At 31.0% G+C, this 20,785-nt stretch carries 15 protein-coding genes; 8 read left to right on the forward strand and 7 right to left on the reverse strand.

What is annotated here, in order from left to right; translation table 11 throughout:
* Window positions 1–26 precede the first annotated feature (26 nt).
* From ACFDSN_RS00290 to ACFDSN_RS00300, 3 genes are read left to right on the forward strand one after another with little or no spacing between them, the layout of a single operon-like run.
* Complete coding sequence (locus ACFDSN_RS00290) at window positions 27–2,630, forward strand: gliding motility-associated C-terminal domain-containing protein (RefSeq protein ID WP_375237813.1); 2,604 nt, start codon at window positions 27–29, stop codon at window positions 2,628–2,630.
* A gap of 38 nt (window positions 2,631–2,668) precedes the next feature.
* Complete coding sequence (locus ACFDSN_RS00295; protein WP_375237814.1) at window positions 2,669–3,580, forward strand: type IX secretion system membrane protein PorP/SprF; 912 nt, start codon at window positions 2,669–2,671, stop codon at window positions 3,578–3,580.
* Window positions 3,581–3,622: 42 nt separating this feature from the next.
* Window positions 3,623–5,506, forward strand: a complete 1,884-nt coding sequence (locus ACFDSN_RS00300; protein ID WP_375237815.1) for an OmpA family protein — start codon at window positions 3,623–3,625, stop codon at window positions 5,504–5,506.
* A gap of 107 nt (window positions 5,507–5,613) precedes the next feature.
* Here the strand turns inward: ACFDSN_RS00300 and ACFDSN_RS00305 are convergent, their stop codons facing one another.
* Window positions 5,614–7,740 carry a Tex family protein gene (locus ACFDSN_RS00305; protein WP_375237816.1) on the reverse strand — a complete coding sequence of 709 codons (2,127 nt, stop codon included), beginning with the start codon at window positions 7,738–7,740 and terminating at the stop codon, window positions 5,614–5,616.
* A gap of 85 nt (window positions 7,741–7,825) precedes the next feature.
* On the opposite strand from ACFDSN_RS00305, the gene ACFDSN_RS00310 reads away from it, so the two are divergent.
* Window positions 7,826–8,182 (forward strand): T9SS type A sorting domain-containing protein, encoded by a 357-nt coding sequence (locus ACFDSN_RS00310; RefSeq protein WP_375237817.1) that lies wholly within the window; start codon window positions 7,826–7,828, stop codon window positions 8,180–8,182.
* Between the two features lie 66 nt (window positions 8,183–8,248).
* Here the strand turns inward: ACFDSN_RS00310 and metG are convergent, their stop codons facing one another.
* Entirely contained in the window at window positions 8,249–10,315 is a 2,067-nt protein-coding gene (gene metG, locus ACFDSN_RS00315; protein ID WP_375237818.1) for a methionine--tRNA ligase, read from the reverse strand.
* Between the two features lie 189 nt (window positions 10,316–10,504).
* Between metG and ACFDSN_RS00320 the strand changes: the two genes are divergently transcribed.
* Together ACFDSN_RS00320 and ACFDSN_RS00325 are read left to right on the forward strand one after the other, a co-directional pair.
* Window positions 10,505–11,521, forward strand: coding sequence for an LD-carboxypeptidase (locus tag ACFDSN_RS00320; RefSeq protein WP_375237819.1), 1,017 nt, complete (start codon window positions 10,505–10,507; stop codon window positions 11,519–11,521).
* Between the two features lie 45 nt (window positions 11,522–11,566).
* Entirely contained in the window at window positions 11,567–11,926 is a 360-nt protein-coding gene (locus ACFDSN_RS00325) for a YraN family protein (protein ID WP_375237820.1), read from the forward strand.
* Between the two features lie 66 nt (window positions 11,927–11,992).
* Here the strand turns inward: ACFDSN_RS00325 and ACFDSN_RS00330 are convergent, their stop codons facing one another.
* The 4 genes from ACFDSN_RS00330 to ACFDSN_RS00345 all read right to left on the reverse strand — a co-directional run bounded on the left by ACFDSN_RS00330 (window position 11,993) and on the right by ACFDSN_RS00345 (window position 18,708).
* The gene (locus tag ACFDSN_RS00330) at window positions 11,993–15,517 is read right to left on the reverse strand and encodes an efflux RND transporter permease subunit (protein WP_375237821.1); all 3,525 of its coding nucleotides are present in this window, start codon (window positions 15,515–15,517) and stop codon (window positions 11,993–11,995) included.
* Between the two features lie 84 nt (window positions 15,518–15,601).
* Entirely contained in the window at window positions 15,602–16,768 is a 1,167-nt protein-coding gene (locus tag ACFDSN_RS00335) for an efflux RND transporter periplasmic adaptor subunit (RefSeq protein ID WP_375237822.1), read from the reverse strand.
* A gap of 10 nt (window positions 16,769–16,778) precedes the next feature.
* Window positions 16,779–18,101, reverse strand: coding sequence for a TolC family protein (locus tag ACFDSN_RS00340; RefSeq protein ID WP_375237823.1), 1,323 nt, complete (start codon window positions 18,099–18,101; stop codon window positions 16,779–16,781).
* Window positions 18,094–18,708, reverse strand: coding sequence for a TetR/AcrR family transcriptional regulator (locus tag ACFDSN_RS00345; RefSeq protein WP_375237824.1), 615 nt, complete (start codon window positions 18,706–18,708; stop codon window positions 18,094–18,096). The genes ACFDSN_RS00340 and ACFDSN_RS00345 overlap by 8 nt, the downstream gene beginning before the upstream one ends.
* Window positions 18,709–18,825: 117 nt before the next feature.
* Here ACFDSN_RS00345 and ACFDSN_RS00350 point away from each other — a divergent pair, with 117 nt between their 5' ends.
* Window positions 18,826–19,800 carry a polyprenyl synthetase family protein gene (locus ACFDSN_RS00350; RefSeq protein WP_375237825.1) on the forward strand — a complete coding sequence of 325 codons (975 nt, stop codon included), beginning with the start codon at window positions 18,826–18,828 and terminating at the stop codon, window positions 19,798–19,800.
* Window positions 19,801–19,806: 6 nt separating this feature from the next.
* The gene (locus ACFDSN_RS00355; protein WP_375237826.1) at window positions 19,807–20,160 is read left to right on the forward strand and encodes a hypothetical protein; all 354 of its coding nucleotides are present in this window, start codon (window positions 19,807–19,809) and stop codon (window positions 20,158–20,160) included.
* A gap of 2 nt (window positions 20,161–20,162) precedes the next feature.
* On the opposite strand, the gene ACFDSN_RS00360 is transcribed toward ACFDSN_RS00355, so the two are convergent.
* Complete coding sequence (locus ACFDSN_RS00360; RefSeq protein ID WP_375237827.1) at window positions 20,163–20,708, reverse strand: alpha-ketoglutarate decarboxylase; 546 nt, start codon at window positions 20,706–20,708, stop codon at window positions 20,163–20,165.
* Between the last annotated feature and the right edge of the window lie 77 nt (window positions 20,709–20,785).

Here is a 20,785-nt window from a genome sequence, read left to right on the forward strand (position 1 = left end):
ATTAAATTTAACACAATTATAAAAAAATGAAGAATTTTACATTTTTGTGCGTACTCTTTTTAGGGATAATTAGTGGTTTTTCGCAAACAAATTTTAATGTTGATTGTAGTGCTGGTACACAAGTATTTAATTATTGTTATACAAGTAATAGTACCGAAACAGTAACTTTTACTTCAACTACAGGATTCCCACTTCAATTAGTATTTGATGCTGGTTCTGTTGAGGCAGGATGGGATACTATAATTATTAATGATTCTGATGGAAGTGATTTGTCTGGTTTAATTGATGGAGATTTAACAGGTTTATCTTTTACTTCTTCAGGAGATTCAATTTCTTTTACTTTTGATTCTGATGGCTCTGTATCTTGTGATTCAGGTAGTGAAACCGAAATTGAGGTATCCGTAAATTGTTTAACGTGTCAGCCACCAATTGCTACTTTTACAGCTGTTGATGATTGTTCAAATCCAGATGCGCCAGTTTTTTATGTTGAAGTTGATTTAACAGATATAGGGTCTGCTTCTTTTATACAAATTGTAGATAATCAAGGTAGTCCAGGACAATTGCCTACAGCTCCAGGGTTATTTAATTTTGGACCATATGCATTTGATTTAGATGTAGTAATAGAAATAAGTACTGATGATATAAACTGTATAGTAACAAGTGATGTTTTGAAATCTACCTGTCCTATACCACCAAACGAATGTTCTATGATATTTGCTGGTCCAGACGCTACTTTTGATTGTAATAATAATTCAGTTGATTTAACAGCTTCTTTTCAAGTAACGGGTCAAGATTTTAATGTATACGAAATTAATGCCTTATCGACTTGTCCAACTCCTCCAACAACAGGTGGAACTCCAACCAGTTTGGATATTGATGATACTTGGTCTGAGGTAGTTGATTTAGAATTCGATTTTTGTTTTTTTGGTGGCGTATATAACCAAATAGTAATTGGTTCTAATGGTGTTGCTTCTTTTGATACATCATTAGCTGGTGGCTATAATGATTGGGGTTTTTCAGATCCTTTACCAAATAACACAGATGCTGCTTTGTCAGAACCTAATATTTTTGCTGGATTACATGATATTGATCCTTCAGTGTGTGGAGATGTTAATTATTCTGTTTTAGGTACTGCTCCTAGTAGACAATTTCTAATTAATTTTTCTGAAGTATGTCAATTTAGTTGTAATGATTTACAATCTACAATGCAAATTATTTTATATGAAAGCTCAAATAATATTGATATAAACATCTTTGAAAAACCTTCTTGTTTAGGATGGAATGGTGGTAGAGCAGTTATTGGTGTTCAAAACCCAGCTTCAGACATTGCATTTACGCCTCCAGGTAGAAACACTGGTGTTTGGGATGTGGACCCAAGTGCTCCAGAATCTTACCGTTTTTCACCTGGTGTAAGTACTACTCCAGATTATGTTTTTGAATGGTATGACAATGGAATATTTATTGGTAATACAGAAACAATAACAGTAAATCCAACAGAAGCTACATCTTATACAGCTTCTATAACATATTCTCAATGTACTGGTGGGAATGTTACTGTTACAGATACTGTAACTATATCACCTGATCCATTAATTAGTGATGATTCTAGTTTCACTATTACACCAAATTGTGATGGAGCAACAGTTGTTATAGACGGTGATACTGGTGGCTTTTTTGCCTTTAATCCTGTGCCAACCGATGGAGCGGTAATTGACTCTTTAACCGGTGAGGTTACAAATGGAGTCTCTGGAACATCTTATACTATAGAATATGCAGTTAATCCTACAGATATTTGTGGATCAACAACTACGCAAACATTTACGGTTTTTGGAGCAGTTAATTTACAGACACCAATAAATGGACTACAAGTTTGTAGTGTAGGTAACATTTTAGATTTTGATTTAACTATATTAGAAGTAGAAATTTTAGGGTCTTTAACAGGTATTACATTAACGTATTATAATTCATTATCAAATGCAGAGACTGAAACTTCTCCAATTGCATTACCTACAAATTACCAAACAAATACCGCGGAAACAATCTACGTTAGAGGTGAAGATAATATTACTGGATGTTTTTCTACAACACAATTTGATGTTTCTAGTTTTATAACTCCTACAAGTTCATTTGACTTATCTCAATCTTATGAGGTTTGTCCAAATGCTACCAATCCAATTACAATTACTGCAATTGCCGAAAATTATAATTTGTCTGAAGTAGATATAAAATGGTATTTTGAAGGTTCTGAGATTATTGGTCAATCAGGTTTAGATTTACCAACGGTTTTAGAAGCAGGTAATTATGAAATTGAAGTTACTAATTTAACAACTAGTTGTTCTTCAATAGAAGCTATTACTGTTGTCGAATTGGTTAATTGTGTTTTCCCACAAGGTATTTCTCCTAATAACGATGGTTTAAATGATAATTTCGACCTATCTAGTTTTGATGTTCAGTCTTTAGAGATTTTCAATAGAAATGGAACACAGGTTTATATTAAAAGTGATGGTTACACAGATCAATGGTATGGACAATCTAAAAATGGAGACGAATTACCTGTAGGGACATATTACTTTATTGCTAAATATGTAGATGGTAATACTAAGGCTTCTTGGGTTTATATCAATAGATAAGATTAATAAAAACAAAAGAATAAATACAATTAACACAGATGAAAAAACTACAATTAGTTATCATTTTATTATTGGCAGGATTGGCAGTGCAAGCACAACAAGATCCGCAATACACGCAATATATGTATAATATGAATATTGTAAATCCCGCTTATGCTGGATCTACAGGAACCACTTCTATTGGAGCATTATACAGAAGTCAATGGGTCGGTTTAGAAGGTGCGCCAAGTACAGGTACATTATCTATACATTCTCCAGTAGGAGAACGCGTAGGTTTGGGGTTATCATTTATTAGTGATGAAATAGGACCGGTAGAAGAAACTAACGCATATATAGATTTCTCATACACAATACCAACAAGCGAATCAACAAAACTAGCTTTTGGATTAAAAGCAGGAGCTACATTTCATAAAATAGGCTTGCAAGGTTTAGATGTTGTAGACTCTGGTGATGTTTTTTTCTCACAAAATGTAGATGAAGTTACACCAAACATTGGAGCAGGAGTTTATTTTTATAAGCCAAACAAGTACTATATTTCAGCCTCAATACCTAATATTTTAAACTCAGTGCATTTAGATGCAAACGGAACTAAAATAGGAAGTGAAACTAATCATTTATTTGGTGCAGCAGGATATGTTTTTGACTTGTCAGAAAACTTTAAATTAAAGCCGCATACAATGGCTAAATTTGCGTTTGATGCGCCATTAAGTTTTGATGTGAATTTGAATTTATTTATGTATGATCTAGTAGAAGTTGGTGCAGGATATAGACTAGATGATTCTTTTAGTGGAATGATTAATTTTATGGTGTCACCAAGTTTAAGAATAGGATACGCTTATGATGCAATTCAATCCGATTTAAACATTGTAACGAGTTCATCTCACGAGATATTTATCAATTTTGATATTAATATCCCAAGTAAAGTTTCACGTTCACCACGTTATTTTTAATTAACAAAAAGTAACAAAGTATAAATCTAAAGAAAACATCAGATGAAGAATATAAAAATCACCATCATAGCTTTATTGTTAGTTGGTTTTAGCGGAATAGCACAAAACAAAAACACAGAAAAAGCAGATAATTTATTTAAGAAGTTACAGTATGTAGATGCAATAAGCGCCTACAATAAGCTAGTTGAAAAAGGAGAAGCAGACACTTATGTATACGGAAGGTTAGCTGAAGCTAATTTTAATGTTTACAATACGGAAGAAGCAGAACGTTGGTATTCAAAAGCATTAACAGATAGTAATGATTCAGAGATGATTTATAATTATGCTCAAATGCTAAAAGCAAACGGAAAACAAGACGCTTCTAACGCACAAATGCAAAAGTTCGCAGATATAAGTCCAAAAGACGATAGAGCAATAGCGTTTAAGGAAAATAACGATTATTTACCTAAGTTATTAAAAGCAAAGCCACAATACGATTTAGAAAGCGCATCTTTTAATTCTGAATTTTCAGATTTTGGAGGAACAGTAAATAACGAGATGTTATACTTTGCATCAGCAAGAAATACATCTAGAAAAACTTACAAAAGAACAGAAGAGTCTTTTTTAGATGTATACCAAGTTTCAACAACTGGTGAAGGTGAAGCCGGAACAGTAAATGGAGCTGTAAACACAAAACACCATGAAGGATTAGTAACATTTAGTCCAGATGGAGAAACAATGTATTTTTCAAGAGAAAGCTTTTATGAAGGTGAGTCAGAGAAATTAGAAGGCGATAAAACAAAATTTAGTGTTCACTATTTATATAAAGTTACAAAAAACGGAGATAGCTGGAATAAAGCCGAAGAATTACCATTTAATAACAACACATACTCTTTAAGAGATCCAAGTTTAAGTTCAGATGGTACGATCTTATATTTTGCGTCTAATATGCCAAACGGATTTGGAATGTATGATTTATATAAAATAAGTGTAAATACAGACGGAACTTTTGGAGAACCAGAAAATTTAGGAGAAAAAGTAAATACAGCAGGAAATGAAGGTTTCCCATATATGAGTTCTAATAATACACTCTATTTTTCATCTACAGGACATTTAGGATTAGGTGGATTAGATGTATTCGAATTTAAAGATGGCGCAATTAAAAATTTAGGTCAACCTATAAATTCTGTAGCAGATGATTTAGCATTTACTATAAATGAAGAATCTGAGGAAGGTTTTGTATCATCTAATCGTGAAGGAGGAAAAGGAAACGACGATATTTATAAAATAGCACGTATTAAACCTTGTTATACAGAGGTATTTGCAACTGTTGTAGATAAAGAAACTAATAATCCTATATCAGGAGCAGATATTGTAATAACAGATGCAGAAGGAAATGTAGTATTAAAAGAAACTACTAAAGAAGATGGAACAGTTACTTACAAAACATTCTGTGAAACTGATTTAACTTTGTCAGCAGCAAAAACAGATTACGAAAGTAATACTATGTCTTATGTAACAACAAAAGAATCTGAAGATAAAGTACAAGTTACATTACAACCAATAGAGAAGTTAATTATTGAAGACGAAGTGGTTTTAAATCCTATTTTATTCGATTTTGATAAATCTAACATACATGAACAAGCTGCATTTGAATTAGATAAATTAGTTGCAATTATGACTAAATACCCTGATATGGTTATTTTTGCAAAATCTCATACGGATTACAAAGGTAAAGATGCTTATAACATGAAGTTGTCTGAACGTAGAGCACAGAGTACTGTTCAATATGTAATATCTAAAGGAATTGCTAAAGAACGTATTACAGGACAAGGATTTGGAGAAACAGAACCAAAGGTTGACTGCGGTAGAAAATGTACAGATGAAGAACGACAAACTAATCGTCGTTCAGAATTTAAGATAGTAAGTGGCGGACCTCAAAAATAAGTACTTCCTATATAAAACAAAAAAAGCTCAAAACATCTGTTTTGGGCTTTTTTTGTTTAGTAAATAGATCGGTAAAATTAAATATAAAAGTAAAATTTTAGAGATTTCTACTTTTCCAGTTTTAATTGAATACGTTTACGAGTTACATCTACTTCTAAAACATTAACTATAATTTGCTGATGTAAACTAACGTGTTCATTCACATCTTTTACAAAACTATCCGATAAATTTGATACGTGAATTAAGCCGCTTTCTTTAATTCCAATATCTACAAAACAACCAAAAGCGGTTATATTATTAACAATTCCTGGTAATAATTGACCAGAAGATACATCGTTTATAGTTTTAATATTCTGATTAAAAGTGAAGACTTTAGCTTGTTCTCTAATATCTAATCCAGGTTTTTTTAATTCCGAAATAATATCTTCTAAAGTTAAAATACCAACATCTTCTGAGATGTAATTTTTTAGAATAATTTTATCTAAAGCTTCCGGATTTCCAATTAATTCTTCAATTGATATTTTGACATCTTTTGCCATTTGCTTTATTAAAGCATAACGTTCTGGATGAACAGATGAATCGTCTAAAGGATTTTTGGCTTTTTTAATTCGTAAAAAACCAGCGCTTTGCTCGAATGCTTTTCTGCCTAAACGAGCTACTTTTTTTATGTCTGCCCTACTTTTAAATCCGCCAATTTCTGTTCTGTAATTGCAAATGTTCTCAGCTAATTTTGGCCCAATTCCAGACACGTAACTTAATAGACTTTTACTTGCGGTATTAATATTTACACCAACAGAATTTACACAATTTTCAACGACTAAGTCTAATTGTCTCTGTAGTTTGTTTTGGTCTACATCATGTTGGTATTGTCCAACACCAATAGATTTAGCATCTATTTTAACCAATTCTGCTAATGGATCTTGTAAACGTCTTCCAATAGAAACAGATCCACGAACTGTTACATCGTAATCTGGAAATTCTTCTCGAGCAGTTTTACTTGCTGAATAAATACTTGCGCCAGCTTCGCTAACTACAAAAACTTGTATGTCGTTTTTAAAATGTATTTTTTTAATTAATGCTTCGGTTTCTCTAGAAGCAGTTCCATTTCCAATAGCTATAGCATCTATTTTATAAGCTTCTGCAAGATTACTTATTTTTTTTATTGCACTAATACTATCATTTTGTGGTGCGTGCGGATAAATAGTTTCGTTGTGTTTTAGATCGCCTTTTTCGTCTAAACAAACCAATTTACAACCGCTTTTAAATCCAGGATCTAAAGCTAATACACGTTTTTCTCCTAAAGGCGATCCTAATAGTAATTGCTTTAGGTTTTTAGCAAAAATGCTAATAGCAGCTTCATCTGCTTTGTCTTTAGAATTCTGTAACGCTTCATTACTTAAAGACGGAAATAATAAACGCTTAAAAGCATCTTTAATAGCTAGTTCTATTTGTTCTGCACAAGCATTATTAGATTTTATGATGCGTTGTTCAATTTTACTTAAAGCAAAGTCTTTGTCAACTTCAATTTTCAATTTTATAAATCCTTCATTTTCGGCTCTTAAAATGGCTAATAATCTATGCGATGGAATACGTTGTAAAGATTCAGACCAATCAAAATAGTTGCGAAATTTCTGTGCAGAATCTTCCTCTTTTTTAGATTTAACCACTTTGGTAACAATTTGCGCATGCCTTTCTATTTGTCCACGTAAGCCATTTCTAATGTCTGTACGTTCGTTAATCCATTCAGTAATAATATGTCTTGCGCCTTCTAAAGCATCTTCTAGAGAATTTACATTGTCTTTAACGTATTTGTAAGCAATGCTTTCAATATTGTTAGCGTTTTGGCTCATTATAATTTTAGCCAAAGGTTCTAATCCTTTTTTTCGAGCGGTTTCTGCTTTTGTTTTTCTGCTTTTTTTATAGGGTAAATAAAAATCTTCAAGTGTTGTAATGTCTTTACAATCTTCAACTTTATTACTAAGTTCTATTGTTAAAACTTCTTGTTCTTGTAACGCTTTTAATATGGCTTTTTTTCTTTTTTGTAAGGCTTCAAATAGGTCTTTGTATTTAACAATATCACCAATTTCAACTTCATCTAAATTACCTGTAGTTTCTTTTCTATATCTAGATATAAACGGAATAGTGCAATCTTCGTTTAATAATTTAATAGTGTTTTTTACTGAAGATTCCGAAATCTGTGTTTGCGATATAATGTATTGTAATTCTTGCTGCATCCTATTTATTTTAAAAAACGAGTAATTTTATAATCTTTTTTAACGTTATAGTTATCCCTAATCTATGAATTTAAAATAAAGACTTATGAAAATGACCTACTTTGTTTTTTTGCCTTTAATGATTTGTAATATATCATTTTCTCAAGAAATATTTGATCAAAATAATTTAAAAAATGATAGTTTAAGTGTTAGTAACTTAAAAGGTAAATCTACTTTATTTAAAAGTTATCCAAATCCTGTAGAAACCTATTTGTACGTTATTGGAAATGTGCGTTTACAATCTGTAGAATTTATAAACTCATTTGGAAAAACAACACTTTTTATTAAAGTAAATAAAGCCATAAACAGATTAGATGTTTCGGAATTAAAAAAAGGAGTGTATTTAATGAAAGTTATTAATGAGACTGATGTAGTAGAAGTGAAGCGAATTGTTAAATTGTGATGTAGTTTTAAAATAAAAAGACCTTAAAATTAATTAAGGTCTTTGAGTATAGTGTTTTTTAATTTTCTAACTAATAGGTAATCCATTCATAACACCAGTTTTATCTGGGTTAACAAAAACTAAATCGCCTTCTGCGTTTTCGGTCATTAAAATCATTCCTTCACTTTCTACGCCACGTAAAGCTCTTGGCGCTAAGTTGACTAAAACAGTAACTTGTTTTCCAATAATGTCTTCTGGTTTAAAACTTTCTGCTATTCCGGAAACTATGGTTCTAATGTCGATTCCTGTATCTACTTTTAAAACTAATAATTTTTTAGCTTTTGGCATTTTTTCGGCTTCAATAATAGTTCCAACACGTAAGTCTAATTTTGTAAAATCATCAAAAGCAATCGTCTCTTTTTGAGGTTCTGCTTTTTTGTTAGCTGCTTCGTTAGCTTTTTTACTAGCTTCTAATTTATTTAATTGTAGTTGAATTTGCTCGTCTTCAATTTTAGCAAATAATAACTCACCTTTTCCAATAGTATGATTAGCTGGCAATAATACATCTTGAGTTAAAATTTCATTCCAAGTTATTTCTTTATCAAGTGTTGAGTGACAAAGAATGTTTTTTAATTTAGTAGAAGTAAACGGTAAAAATGGCTCACAAAGTGTTGCTAAACCAGATGCTATTTGTAAAGCAACAAACATGATAGTTTTTGTTCTTTCTTCGTCTACTTTAATTAATTTCCAAGGTTCTTCGTCTGCTAAATACTTGTTTCCAAGTCTAGCAACATTCATTAACTCTTTACTTGCTTCTCTAAAACGGTAACGTTCTAAAGAGCTTTCTATAACAGATGGATATGCTTTTAAAGTGTTTAATGTTTCTGTGTCTATATCAGAAAATTCATTTGGTTCAGGAACAACACCATTATAATATTTATTAGTTAAAACAACCACACGATTAATAAAATTCCCAAAAATGGCTACTAATTCGTTGTTGTTTCTTGCCTGGAAATCTTTCCAAGTAAAATCATTATCCTTACTTTCTGGAGCGTTTGCGGTTAATGTATAACGTAAAACATCTTGCTGGTTTGGAAAATCCTGTAAATAATCTGGTAGCCAAACAGCCCAATTTTTAGAGGTCGATAGTTTCTGACCTTCAAGATTTAAAAACTCATTTGCAGGTACATTATCTGGTAAGATATAAGAACCTTCTGCTTTTAACATAGCAGGAAAAATAATACAGTGAAACACAATATTGTCTTTTCCAATAAAGTGAACCAATTTAGTGTCGTCTTTTTTCCAGTAGTCTTCCCAGTTTTTGCCTTCTTGTTTTGCCCATTCTTTGGTTGCAGAGATGTAGCCAATTGGCGCATCAAACCAAACGTAAAGTACTTTTCCTTCGCCGCCAGGAACTGGTACAGGAATTCCCCAATCTAAATCTCTAGTTACAGCTCTAGGACGTAATCCATCGTCTATCCAAGATTTACATTGACCGTAAACATTAGGTTTCCAATCTTTTTTATGATCTTTTAAAATCCATTCTTTTAAAAACGCTTCATGCTTATCTAAAGGTAAAAACCAGTGTTTTGTTTCTTTTAAACTTGGTACGTTTCCAGTTATTGCCGATTTAGGATTAATTAAATCTGTAGCATTATGGCTTGTTCCACATTTTTCACATTGGTCGCCATAACTTTCCTCGTTACCACATTTTGGACATGTTCCAATAATAAAACGATCTGCTAAAAACTGATTAGCTTCAGCATCATATAATTGTTCTGTGGTTTCTTCAATAAATTCACCTTTATTGTATAATTCGTTGAAAAATTCAGTTGCAGTTTCGTGGTGTATTTTAGAAGATGTACGTGAGTAATTATCTAAAGAAATTCCAAAATCCACAAAAGAATCTTTAATGATTTTATGGTATTTATCTACAATGTCTTGAGGCGAAACACCTTCGTTTTTAGCTTTAATTGTAATTGGTACACCATGCTCATCACTACCACAAATAAAAGCGACATCGTTTCCAGTTAAACGTTTGTAACGTGCATAAATATCTGCAGGTACGTAAACACCAGCTAAATGTCCAATGTGGATTGGTCCGTTTGTGTAAGGTAATGCGGCTGTAATGGTGTATTTTTTTGGTGTACTCATAATTTTGAAAACTGTGTCAGATCTGCGCAGTCGAGACCTTGATTTTAATCTCTCGAGAACTGCGTTTGTATCTTCAATCAAAATATATTTTTGATTTCAATAATGCTCGAGAAGATGAAAAATTATCTATTTAAGCCACAAAAGTAAGCATTTTACTACCGATTTAGAAAAAAAATGTACATTTACATTATGAGTAAAAAAGCCTTAATTGTAAGTTGTTTGTGCGTGTTTTTTTTCTTCGGAAGTTTCTCTGTAAATGCACAGCAATTAGCTAAAAATTTAAATTCTAAAGCATTGATACAACCACCATTTTTAAAAGCAGGCGATACAGTTGCTATTGTTGCTCCAGCAGGAATTCTAAAAAATAGAACTCAAGAAATTAGAGATGCAGTTAGCTTATTAAAAAAATGGGGACTTAATGCTGTAGTTGGAAAAAATGTATTTAATAATGGTGGACATTTTGCAGGAACAGATGAAGAACGTTGCGAAGATTTTCAATCTGCTTTAGATAATCCTAATATTAAAGCAATTTGGTCTGCTCGTGGCGGTTATGGTTCTGTTAGAGTTTTAGATTTGTTAGATTATACACAATTTAAAAATAGTCCAAAATGGATTATTGGTTATTCTGATATTACCGCTTTTCATAATCAAATGAATGTGTTAGGATTCCAATCTATACACGCAATTATGTGTACAAGTGTTACAGACGAATTAAAAGAGAATCCAGAATCGGTAACAACATTTAAGAAATCCTTATTTGGCGAAAATTTAAGTTACACTTTAGAATCGTCAAAATATAATAGAATAGGCGAAGTTAAAGGACAATTAGTTGGTGGAAATTTAGCCATTTTAACAAGTATGCTAGGTTCTAAAACTAGTTTAGCCACGAAAGGAAAGATTCTTTTTATTGAAGAAATTGGTGAATATGCTTATAGTATTGATCGTATGCTGCAAAGTTTAAAACGCGCTGGTTATTTTAAAGATTGCGCAGGTTTAATTATTGGCGATATGAGTAAGGTGAAGAAAAACACTACTAAGTTTGGTAAACCAGTACAGCAAATTATTTTAGATGTCGTTGCAGATTATAACTTCCCCGTAGCTTTTAATATGAAAGCAGGACACGAACCTGATAATCGTGCTTTAATTTTTGGTGCTGAAATTGAATTGAAGGTTAGTAGTTCTGGATCTAAAGTCATTTTTGAATAATAATTAAAACTCTAGCAGGATAAGATTCCTGCCTGCCCATGAATTATGGCAAAACACAACGAATTAGGTAAACAAGGCGAAAAATTAGCAATCGATTTTTTAATTAAAAACGGTTATACTATTAGAGAACGCAATTACCGATTTAATAAAGCTGAAGTTGATATTATTGCCAGTAAAAAAGAAGTTCTAGCGATTGTAGAGGTTAAAACGCGTTCTACAAATGTATTTGGAAATCCAGAAGATTTTGTAAAACCAAAACAAATTCAGAATTTAGTTAAAGCTGTTAACGAATATGTTATTGAAAACGACTTAGATCTCGAAGTTAGATTTGATATTATTGCAATAACAAAATCTAATGTAGGTTTTGACATTGAGCATTTAGAAAATGCTTTTTATCATTTTTAGTTTAGGTTGTTATCAAAAAAAAGAGCCTTAATTGTAAAAATTAAGGCTCTTGATTATATCTGATATCTAGTCTAGCATAGGTTCATTTCCTAAATTTTCAAATTCTAATTTTTTGGTATCTCTTTGAGCGTTTCTTTTTAACCACATTTTTAATCTTACAGATAAGTAAAATAATGCTGGTACTACAATTAGTGTCAAAAATGTAGCAATAAATAACCCGTAAATTACTGTCCATGCTAATGGACCCCAGAAAATAACATTATCTCCTCCAAAATAAATTTTAGGATCGAATGAACTAAATAATGAAAAGAAATCTATATTTAAACCAATAGCTAAAGGAATTAAACCTAAAATGGTTGTAATTGCTGTTAGTAAAACAGGTCGTAAACGTGCTTTTCCAGATTGAATAATTTGAGCCAATAATTCGTCTTTTGGTAAAAAAGTGTTTTCAGATAAACCTAAGGTATTTTTTCTTCGATCTATTAATAATTGTGCATAATCTAATAATACCACACCATTATTAACTACAATTCCGGCGAGTGATATGATTCCCATCATTGTCATCATAATAACAAATGGCGCTCCTGAAATTACAATTCCACCAAATACACCTATTAGACTAAGAAATATGGCAATCATAATAATTGTAGGTTTTGAAATTGAATTAAATTGAAAAATTAAAATTAAGAAAATCAATCCTAAACCTGTGAAAAATGCTCCCATTAAGAATTCCATTTGTTTATTTTGTTCTTCTATTTGACCTGTGTAATTAAATTTTACACCTTTAGGTAAATCTCCAAACTCAGCCATTTCTTTTTCAATCTGTGCTACAGCAGCAGCAGCATCTGTATATCCTGGTGCTAGAGCAGAATAAACTGCAACAACACGTTTTCCTTCTTTGTGCTTAATAGCACTAAATCCGGAGTTGTTTTTTTGCGACGCTACAGAAGACACAGGAATTTCTTTTACTTGACCAGAAGCCATATCTCTAAAGGTTATTTTTTGATTAAAAATAGCACTTTTGTTATAGCGATTCTCTTCGTTAAAACGAACATAGATGTCAAAATCATCGCCATTTTCTTTATAAATCCCTGCTTTTGCTCCAAAGATAGAGTTACGTAATTGTTGTCCTACTTGGCCAGTACTTACGCCTAGTTCTCCTGCTTTTTTTCTGTCTACTACAACTTGCATTGCAGGCTTATCTTTATTTACATCAATCTTTAATTCATCTATAGCGGCAATATTTTTGCTATTAATAAACTCGCGCATTTCCTCAGCAAGATTAATTAACTCATTATAATCTTCACCTTGAATTTCAATATTAATTGGTGCTCCAGCTGGCGGACCATTAGCGTCTTTCTCTACAGAAATTAAAACACCAGGATAGATTCCTACTAAAGCTTCTTGAACCTTTTGTCTTAAAACTTCAGAGTCCTTTCCATTTCTGAATTTATACTCGCGCATTGAAGCGGTAATTTTTCCTTTATGAGGCATTTCGGCAGCAGAACCACCATCGGTTTGAGGATTTCCTGCGCCTTCACCAACTTGAGAAACAGCACTTTCTACTAAGAAATTTTCGCCATCTTTAATATATTCAGAACTATTGATAACACTATAAACTTTTGTTTCAATTTCTTTTGTAATTGAATTCGTTTTTTCAATATCTGTTCCTTGCGGATATTCGATATAAACTATGATTTGATTTGGCTTGTTATCTGGGAAAAATTCAATTTTGGTTCGCTCCTCATTACAAGAAATAACAAAAGCTATCATTGTGAAAATTAATAAAATAAAAGACCCAAAACTTAAACCAAACGGACGATAACCACGTAGAGCAATTTTTAAAACACGTTCGTAAAAATTTTCTAGACTCACTAAAGTTTTTGTTTGGAAACGATTTGCCATTTTACGAATAACTAATCTATAAACCCATAACATAATAGCTGTAAAAATCATTATAGATCCTAAACCTCTATAAGCTCCACCAAATAACATAATTAGTAATCCAATCCCTCCAACAATTGAAGAAATTGTAATAATTTGTTTTAGTGGCATATCTTTATCTTCAGTAGTCATAAACTGAGAAACTAAAACTGAGTTAAAGAATATTGCTACAAATAGAGAAGAACCTAAAACGACAGATAATGTAATTGGAAAATACACCATAAATTCCCCCATTACACCTGGCCACATACCTAAAGGGATAAAAGCAGCTACAGTTGTTGCGGTAGAAATAATAATTGGAAATGCAATTTCTCCAATTCCTTTTTTAGCAGCATCAATTCTACTTAAGCCTTCTTCTTCCATTAAACGGTAGACATTTTCCACGACTACAATTCCATTATCTACCAACATTCCTAATCCCATAATTAATCCAAATAGAATCATTGTATTCATAGTATAACCCAAATAGTTTAAAATCATTAAAGACATAAACATAGACATAGGTATTGCAAAACCTACAAACAGAGCATTTTTGAACCCTAAAAAGAACATTAAAACAGTTACAACTAATATAATTCCAAAGATGATATTATTAACCAAATCATCTACTTGTCCTATGGTTTTTGAGGATTGATCGTTTGCTATGGTTACTTTTAGGTTAGATGGGAATACGTTTGCTTTAGCATTCGCAACAATTTCTTGTACTTGCTCTGCTGCTGCAACCATATTCTTTCCAGCTCGTTTTTTTACATCAAGCATTACTACAGCTTCTCCAAACTCTCGAGCAAATGTAGTTATGTCTTTTTCTGAAAATGTAATGTTGGCAACATCTTTTAAGTAGATAGAATTTCCTTTTTCAGATTTAACGACAAAATTATTAAGGTCTTCAGGGCTATCTATTTCACCTATAATTCTAATGGTTCTTCTTTGTCCACTTGATATAAAATTACCAGCAGACATTGTCATGTTACCACGACTTATAGTATTAATAATATCATCAAAACTTACCTTAGAAGCCATCATTTTATAGATATCTACAGCAACTTCAACTTCTTTTTCTTGAGCACCACGAATATCTACTTTCTTGATTTCGTCTAAGTCTTCAATACCATCTTCTAAATATTCTCCAAATTCTTTTAATTTGGATATTGGATAATCTCCAGAAATATTAATATTAAGAATTGGCATTTCTTCAGACATACTCAACTCAAAAACATTAGGTTCTACTTTTGCCCCATTAAAAGTTGGCCAATCTTCGCTAGAAGTTTCGCTATCAATTTCGTCTTTTACTTTTGTTTTAGCTTGGTCGATACTTAAACTCTCATCAAACTCTACAATAATCATAGAGTAATCTTCTTGTGATGTAGATGTTATTTTAACCTTACCAGTAATTGTTTTTAATTTATCTTCTAAAGGCTTGGTTATTAGCTTTTCAATATCTTCTGCTGTATTTCCAGGAAATAAAGAACTAATATAAATTTTAGTTTCTTTAATCTCTGGAAAACTTTCTCTTGGCATACTAAAATAGGCAGATGAACCTAAAATTAGTATTAAAGAAATCATCATATAAATAGTCGTCTTGTTGCGAATTGCCCAAGATGATAGGAAAAAATCTTTGTCGGTATTTTTTTGTTTTTTATTAGTCATTTTCTTTAAATGTTTATTGGTCTATGTGCTGATTTGCTCGTTTGATATTTTCAATTAAACATATCATCATATAAACATTTTAACTTATTTCATCACTCTAACTACTTGTCCGTCTTTTACACTACGAGCACCTTCGTTTATAATCTCATCATTATCATTTAAACCAGAAATTACTTCTATTACATCGCCTTGAGTTTCTCCAGTTGTTATAATAACCTGTTTAGCTGTCGCCTTACCGTTAGCTTTATCTTTTAAAATATAAATATATTGTTCTCCAGAAGCATTTTCTGAAATAATACTTTGTGGAATTAATAAAGCTGAATTATTAGAGTAATCGTTAATTTTAAGTTTAGCTGTTAAATTTGGCTTTATTATATTTTTAGTTTTTGGCAAACCAATTTCTACTTTAAAAGTTCTGTTTGCAGGGTTAATAAAGCTTCCTGTTTGCCTTACTTTAGTGTCTACTTTTTCCCCTAAAACAGGAAATTCTACTTCTACTTTAGAATCTTTAGATACTTGTTTTAAATAGCGTTCTGGAACATCTACCTCAATATACATATCGCTTAAATTTACTAATCTAATAATTTGAGATTGTCCTGCAGCAACTACATTTCCTTGTTCTGTAATTACATCGTCTACCACTCCAGAAAACGGTGCTGTAATTCTAGTTTTAGCTAATTGACGATTAATTTGATTTAACAATTCTTGTTGTGATTGGTAATTAGATTTAGTTTGAAGAAACTGAATTTCGCTACCAATTTTTTGATCCCATAAACGTTTTTGACGTTCGTAAGTGGTTTTTGCTAAATCTGTTTGTATTTGTAATTGTGCGCGTTGTTGTGCTAATCCTCCATCGTCTACAGTAGCTAATAATTGTCCTTTAGAAACCTTTTGCCCTTCCAAAACTAAAACTTGTGTTAAGATCCCAGGCATTTCTGGTGTTAATACTAAATTTTGTTTAGTTGTAACGTTTCCTTGTAACTCTAAAAAATGATTAAACGCTTCTTTTTTAGTTATAAATGAAGTGATTAAAGGCACATTTTTATCAGGATTTAATTCTGAAAGTTTTGTGTCTATTTGTTTTATTTGCTGAGCCAAGATTTGTTGTTGAGCCACTAAGTCTATTCTTTTAGCGTTAATTTGCTCTGTCTCACCAGAACTTAAAATACTTTCTAAGGATGTAGTGTTTTCTTTATTTTCACAAGATAAAAGCATTATGCTTAAAAATGTTATTGATAATATAGATTTCATAAATATTGTTTTAAAAAGTTGTGGTTTGGTTTGTGATTGTATCTAATTTTGCTTTTGCATTTAATACATTAAGCATAGCTTGTAAATAGTCTTGTTGTGAACTGTAAAGTTGTGTTTGAGCTTGTCTTAAATCGAAACTTGTAGAAACGCCTTCAAAAAATTTCGTCTGATTTTTAGCTTCTATACGTTTTGCTAAAGTTAGATTCTCTGTTTTGTTTTTAAAATCTTCTACAGCAAATTCATAATCTGATTTTGCGGATGCTAATTGTAACTTTATGCGTTGTTCTGTTTCTGTTACATTAAGTTCTGCTTTTTCAAGGTTGATTTTTGCACGTTGCGTTCTTGCGCCATGTTGACCAGAACTAAAAAGAGGTATTTTAATACTTGCTCCAAAAGAAGAAGTTCCAATCCATTTTTTATCAGAATTTGAAAAATCAAAAGTTTCTCTGTTTGCTAAATAGCCACCATTTAGAAAAGCACCAATGGTTGGTAGATTCCTACTACGTTCTAGCTTAACTAATAATTCTTTTGACACTTTATCATTTTCGGCAATTTTAAAATCTATAGTATTCTTAACATCGTCTAAAGTTAATGCTTCAATAAAAATATTTTTCTCTGTTAAAGACTTTAAGTTATCTGTTAATAGTATTTTTTGATCTAACTCTATTCCTAAATTTAGATTAAGCATTTGGTAAGCAATTTTTTGAAGTCTTTTTGTTTTATTTAAATTGTTTTTAACTCCAGATAAAGTTATTTTTAATTGCTCTACGCTTTCTTCCTCTTCAAACCCATTCTCGAAAATTTTAGTGATATCGAATACATTTTTTTCTAAAACTCCAATATTACTGTTTAATATTTTTAAACTTTCTTCTGCTAAAAGTACATTTCCATACGCATTAATAACTGCTTCTCTAACTTGTAAATCGGTTTTAGTTTTAGCATTTTTACTAATTTGCAAAAATACTTTTGCTGATTGTAGTCCAACAATATAAGAGCCATCAAAAATCATTTGATTTAATGATGCAGATGCATTCATTTGATGCTGTGCTCCAAATTCAGGAATCCCATCACCATTAAAATCAACTGGGTCAAACTGCTGTCTTATATTATTAATATAGTCTATTTGTCCTGAAATTTGAGGAAATCCTCCACGGATTGTTTCTTTTTTTTGCTGTATAGCAGCATCAACATCATGAGCTGAGTTGATGGCAGTTCGGTTAGATTTGAGTGCGTAATCTATAGCTTCCTGTAAGCTTAAAGATTCTGGAGTATTAGTTTGCCCAATTACAGACACACTAATAAATAGAGCGCACAAAATGAAATGTTTAGTCATTATTTTCAGATTGGTTTTTAATAAATTTATTTAAAGTTTTCATTCCTTTTTCGGTTACAATAGCTCTTAAATGATATTCTAAATAGTCTTCCATTAAATCAGAGACAGAATATTTGTCTGCTGGAAAAATAGTTTGATCTTTTATACCTGTCATTCCATTAAAATACATTCGTGAAATAAAATCAACATTTATACTAGCTCTAAAAACACCCGTTTCTTTTCCATGTCTTAAGCTTTTACTTATAGAATCATGCATTTTTTCAAACTGCTTTTTACGAAGCATTTCATGAATTTCGAAATAATACTTTTTAAGTTGGTGTTGTGGCGATGTTTTTTCGTTTTTTAAATGTTGCATAACAAACATTTTTATGTCGTATAGCTCTTCAATTGGATTAGAAGATTTATTAAAAATGCAATCAATTCCACCGCAAATAACATCGAAAAGATGAAAAGTTGCCGCTTCTACTAACTTCGTTTTGTTTTTAAAATATACATAAATGGTTTTTTTAGATATACCCATTTCGTTAGCTATATCGTCCATTGTAACGCTTTTAAATCCAAGATTTAAAAACAGTTCTGTAGATTTTATTATAATTTTATCTTTCATATACTATGCAAATATACAAAGGAAACTTTTAATGTTTTTAAAGTTTCCTTTATTTTAATCATTTTTTAACATTGCTAATATGGTTTTATTGAGCGTAGTTTTCATTATTTTTGCTAAATGCAAAGCACACCATTTTACCAGGAAGAGTTTATAGAATACTTAAACACATTTACAGTAGAAAGAGAACCTGTAAATCTTTACGAGCCCGTAAATTATATATTGCAATTAGGAGGAAAACGATTAAGACCAGTTTTAACTTTAATGTCTGCCGATATTTTTGATGGAGACTATAAAAAAGCACTTGCTGCTGCATTGAGTATTGAGGTGTTTCATAATTTTTCTTTAGTTCATGATGATATTATGGATGCTGCACCTTTAAGAAGAGGTAAAGAAACAGTTCACATAAAATGGGATACCAATACAGGTATTTTATCTGGAGATGCAATGTTAATCATAGCGTATCAGCTTTTTGAGTCTTATGAACCTAAAATATTTCAGGCATTAGCTAAATTATTTAGTAAAACCGCTTTAGAAGTTTGTGAAGGACAGCAATACGATGTAGATTTTGAAGTTAGAAATGATGTTACTATTGCTGAGTATTTAAAAATGATTGAATATAAAACTGCTGTTTTGGTTGGAGCAGCAATGCAAATGGGTGCAATTGTAGCTAATGCAAATAAAGAAAATCAAGTTGCTATTTATAATTTTGGCCGATTATTAGGAATTGCATTTCAGTTGCAAGATGATTATTTAGACGCCTTTGGTGATCCTAAAACATTTGGTAAACAAGTTGGTGGCGACATAATTGAAAACAAGAAAACTTATTTATACTTAAAGGCGTTGGAGTTTTTAAATGAATCTGAAGCAAAGGAACTCGAGATCTTATTTAATAAAGAATTATCCGATAATGCTGATAAAATTAAACGCGTAAAAACGTTATTTTTAAATAGCGGATCTGCTAATGCTACAAAACAAGCTATAAAAGACTATACTGATAAAGCTTATAAGGTTTTAGATAGTTTAACGATTTCAAACGATAAAAAAGAACAGTTGAAAGTTTTTGGAAATGCTTTAATGACAAGAACTACTTAGATTACTATGAAATTACCAGAAACGTTTTCAAACCTAATTGAAGAAGCAGACAATTTAAAATTATATCAAAAATTAATTATTCAATTAAATAAAGATTTTTTATATGCTAATATAGATTTAGACTTTGAAGAAGATATTTCGCCAAAATCTCTAAAAGCGTGTCTACATGAGGTTGTTTATAGGTTAATTCAAGAAAAGTTTAACGATTATCTAAATCTACTTTATATTATAGATGTTTCAGAAGGAAAAATTAAAAATCTCAATGGAGACGATGCGTTGAGTTTGTCTGAGGAAGTTTCTTTTTTAATACTACAACGCGAATGGCAAAAAGTTTGGTTTAAGAATAGATATAGTAGTTAGTTTTAAAAATAAACCCTAATAAAAGGAATAATAGCATCTGCATAAATACTTTTTTGTTCATCAAACAATAAATCGTAACGTAAACCAATAGTTACATTGTTTGTTCTGTATCCTGCTCCAATAAATAATGCCGGCGACCAATAATTATCACTCGGTAAACCTTGATTTATACCTTCGTAATTTCTATTGACACGAAGTTGCTCTAATTCGGTAGATATTTGAATTTCGTTAATTGGATTGAATAGACCTAAAATGCTTCCGCCATAAATATTAGACTTAAATCTATTTTTAAATCGGTTATATGTGTAATTTAAAGATGTACCTAAAGAAAATTGATCGTTAAAATCGTAAATAGCACTTGGAGATACGCCTAAAGTAAAAAAGTCTGTCCCAGAACTTAAGCCTAGTCCACCACCAAATCTAACATGTTGCCAAAAACGATTCTCTTTTGATTCAATTTCCGTTTGTGTAAAACTAAAGTTAAAGCTTAGGTAAATTAATACTATAATAAATTTTAAAGTTATATTTTTAAGCTTAAAATAAATCATATTCGATACCTTTTTGAAAAATTATAGGATAAATATACTAAAATAGATGGTGTTTTTAGTAAATGTTGTATTTTTGA

Source organism: Aurantibacter sp. (genome assembly GCF_042094015.1).
GTDB lineage: Bacteria > Bacteroidota > Bacteroidia > Flavobacteriales > Flavobacteriaceae > Aurantibacter.

What these genes read in the sequence shown, in the direction of transcription:
- ACFDSN_RS00290 (WP_375237813.1), top strand. Translation starts at nt 27, where the DNA reads ATGAAGAATTTTACATTTTTGTGCGTACTCTTTTTAGGGATAATTAGT.
- ACFDSN_RS00295 (WP_375237814.1), top strand. Translation starts at nt 2,669, where the DNA reads ATGAAAAAACTACAATTAGTTATCATTTTATTATTGGCAGGATTGGCA.
- ACFDSN_RS00300 (WP_375237815.1), top strand. Translation starts at nt 3,623, where the DNA reads ATGAAGAATATAAAAATCACCATCATAGCTTTATTGTTAGTTGGTTTT.
- ACFDSN_RS00305 (WP_375237816.1), bottom strand. Translation starts at nt 7,740, where the DNA reads ATGCAGCAAGAATTACAATACATTATATCGCAAACACAGATTTCGGAA.
- ACFDSN_RS00310 (WP_375237817.1), top strand. Translation starts at nt 7,826, where the DNA reads ATGAAAATGACCTACTTTGTTTTTTTGCCTTTAATGATTTGTAATATA.
- metG (WP_375237818.1), bottom strand. Translation starts at nt 10,315, where the DNA reads ATGAGTACACCAAAAAAATACACCATTACAGCCGCATTACCTTACACA.
- ACFDSN_RS00320 (WP_375237819.1), top strand. Translation starts at nt 10,505, where the DNA reads ATGAGTAAAAAAGCCTTAATTGTAAGTTGTTTGTGCGTGTTTTTTTTC.
- ACFDSN_RS00325 (WP_375237820.1), top strand. Translation starts at nt 11,567, where the DNA reads ATGGCAAAACACAACGAATTAGGTAAACAAGGCGAAAAATTAGCAATC.
- ACFDSN_RS00330 (WP_375237821.1), bottom strand. Translation starts at nt 15,517, where the DNA reads ATGACTAATAAAAAACAAAAAAATACCGACAAAGATTTTTTCCTATCA.
- ACFDSN_RS00335 (WP_375237822.1), bottom strand. Translation starts at nt 16,768, where the DNA reads ATGAAATCTATATTATCAATAACATTTTTAAGCATAATGCTTTTATCT.
- ACFDSN_RS00340 (WP_375237823.1), bottom strand. Translation starts at nt 18,101, where the DNA reads ATGACTAAACATTTCATTTTGTGCGCTCTATTTATTAGTGTGTCTGTA.
- ACFDSN_RS00345 (WP_375237824.1), bottom strand. Translation starts at nt 18,708, where the DNA reads ATGAAAGATAAAATTATAATAAAATCTACAGAACTGTTTTTAAATCTT.
- ACFDSN_RS00350 (WP_375237825.1), top strand. Translation starts at nt 18,826, where the DNA reads ATGCAAAGCACACCATTTTACCAGGAAGAGTTTATAGAATACTTAAAC.
- ACFDSN_RS00355 (WP_375237826.1), top strand. Translation starts at nt 19,807, where the DNA reads ATGAAATTACCAGAAACGTTTTCAAACCTAATTGAAGAAGCAGACAAT.
- ACFDSN_RS00360 (WP_375237827.1), bottom strand. Translation starts at nt 20,708, where the DNA reads ATGATTTATTTTAAGCTTAAAAATATAACTTTAAAATTTATTATAGTA.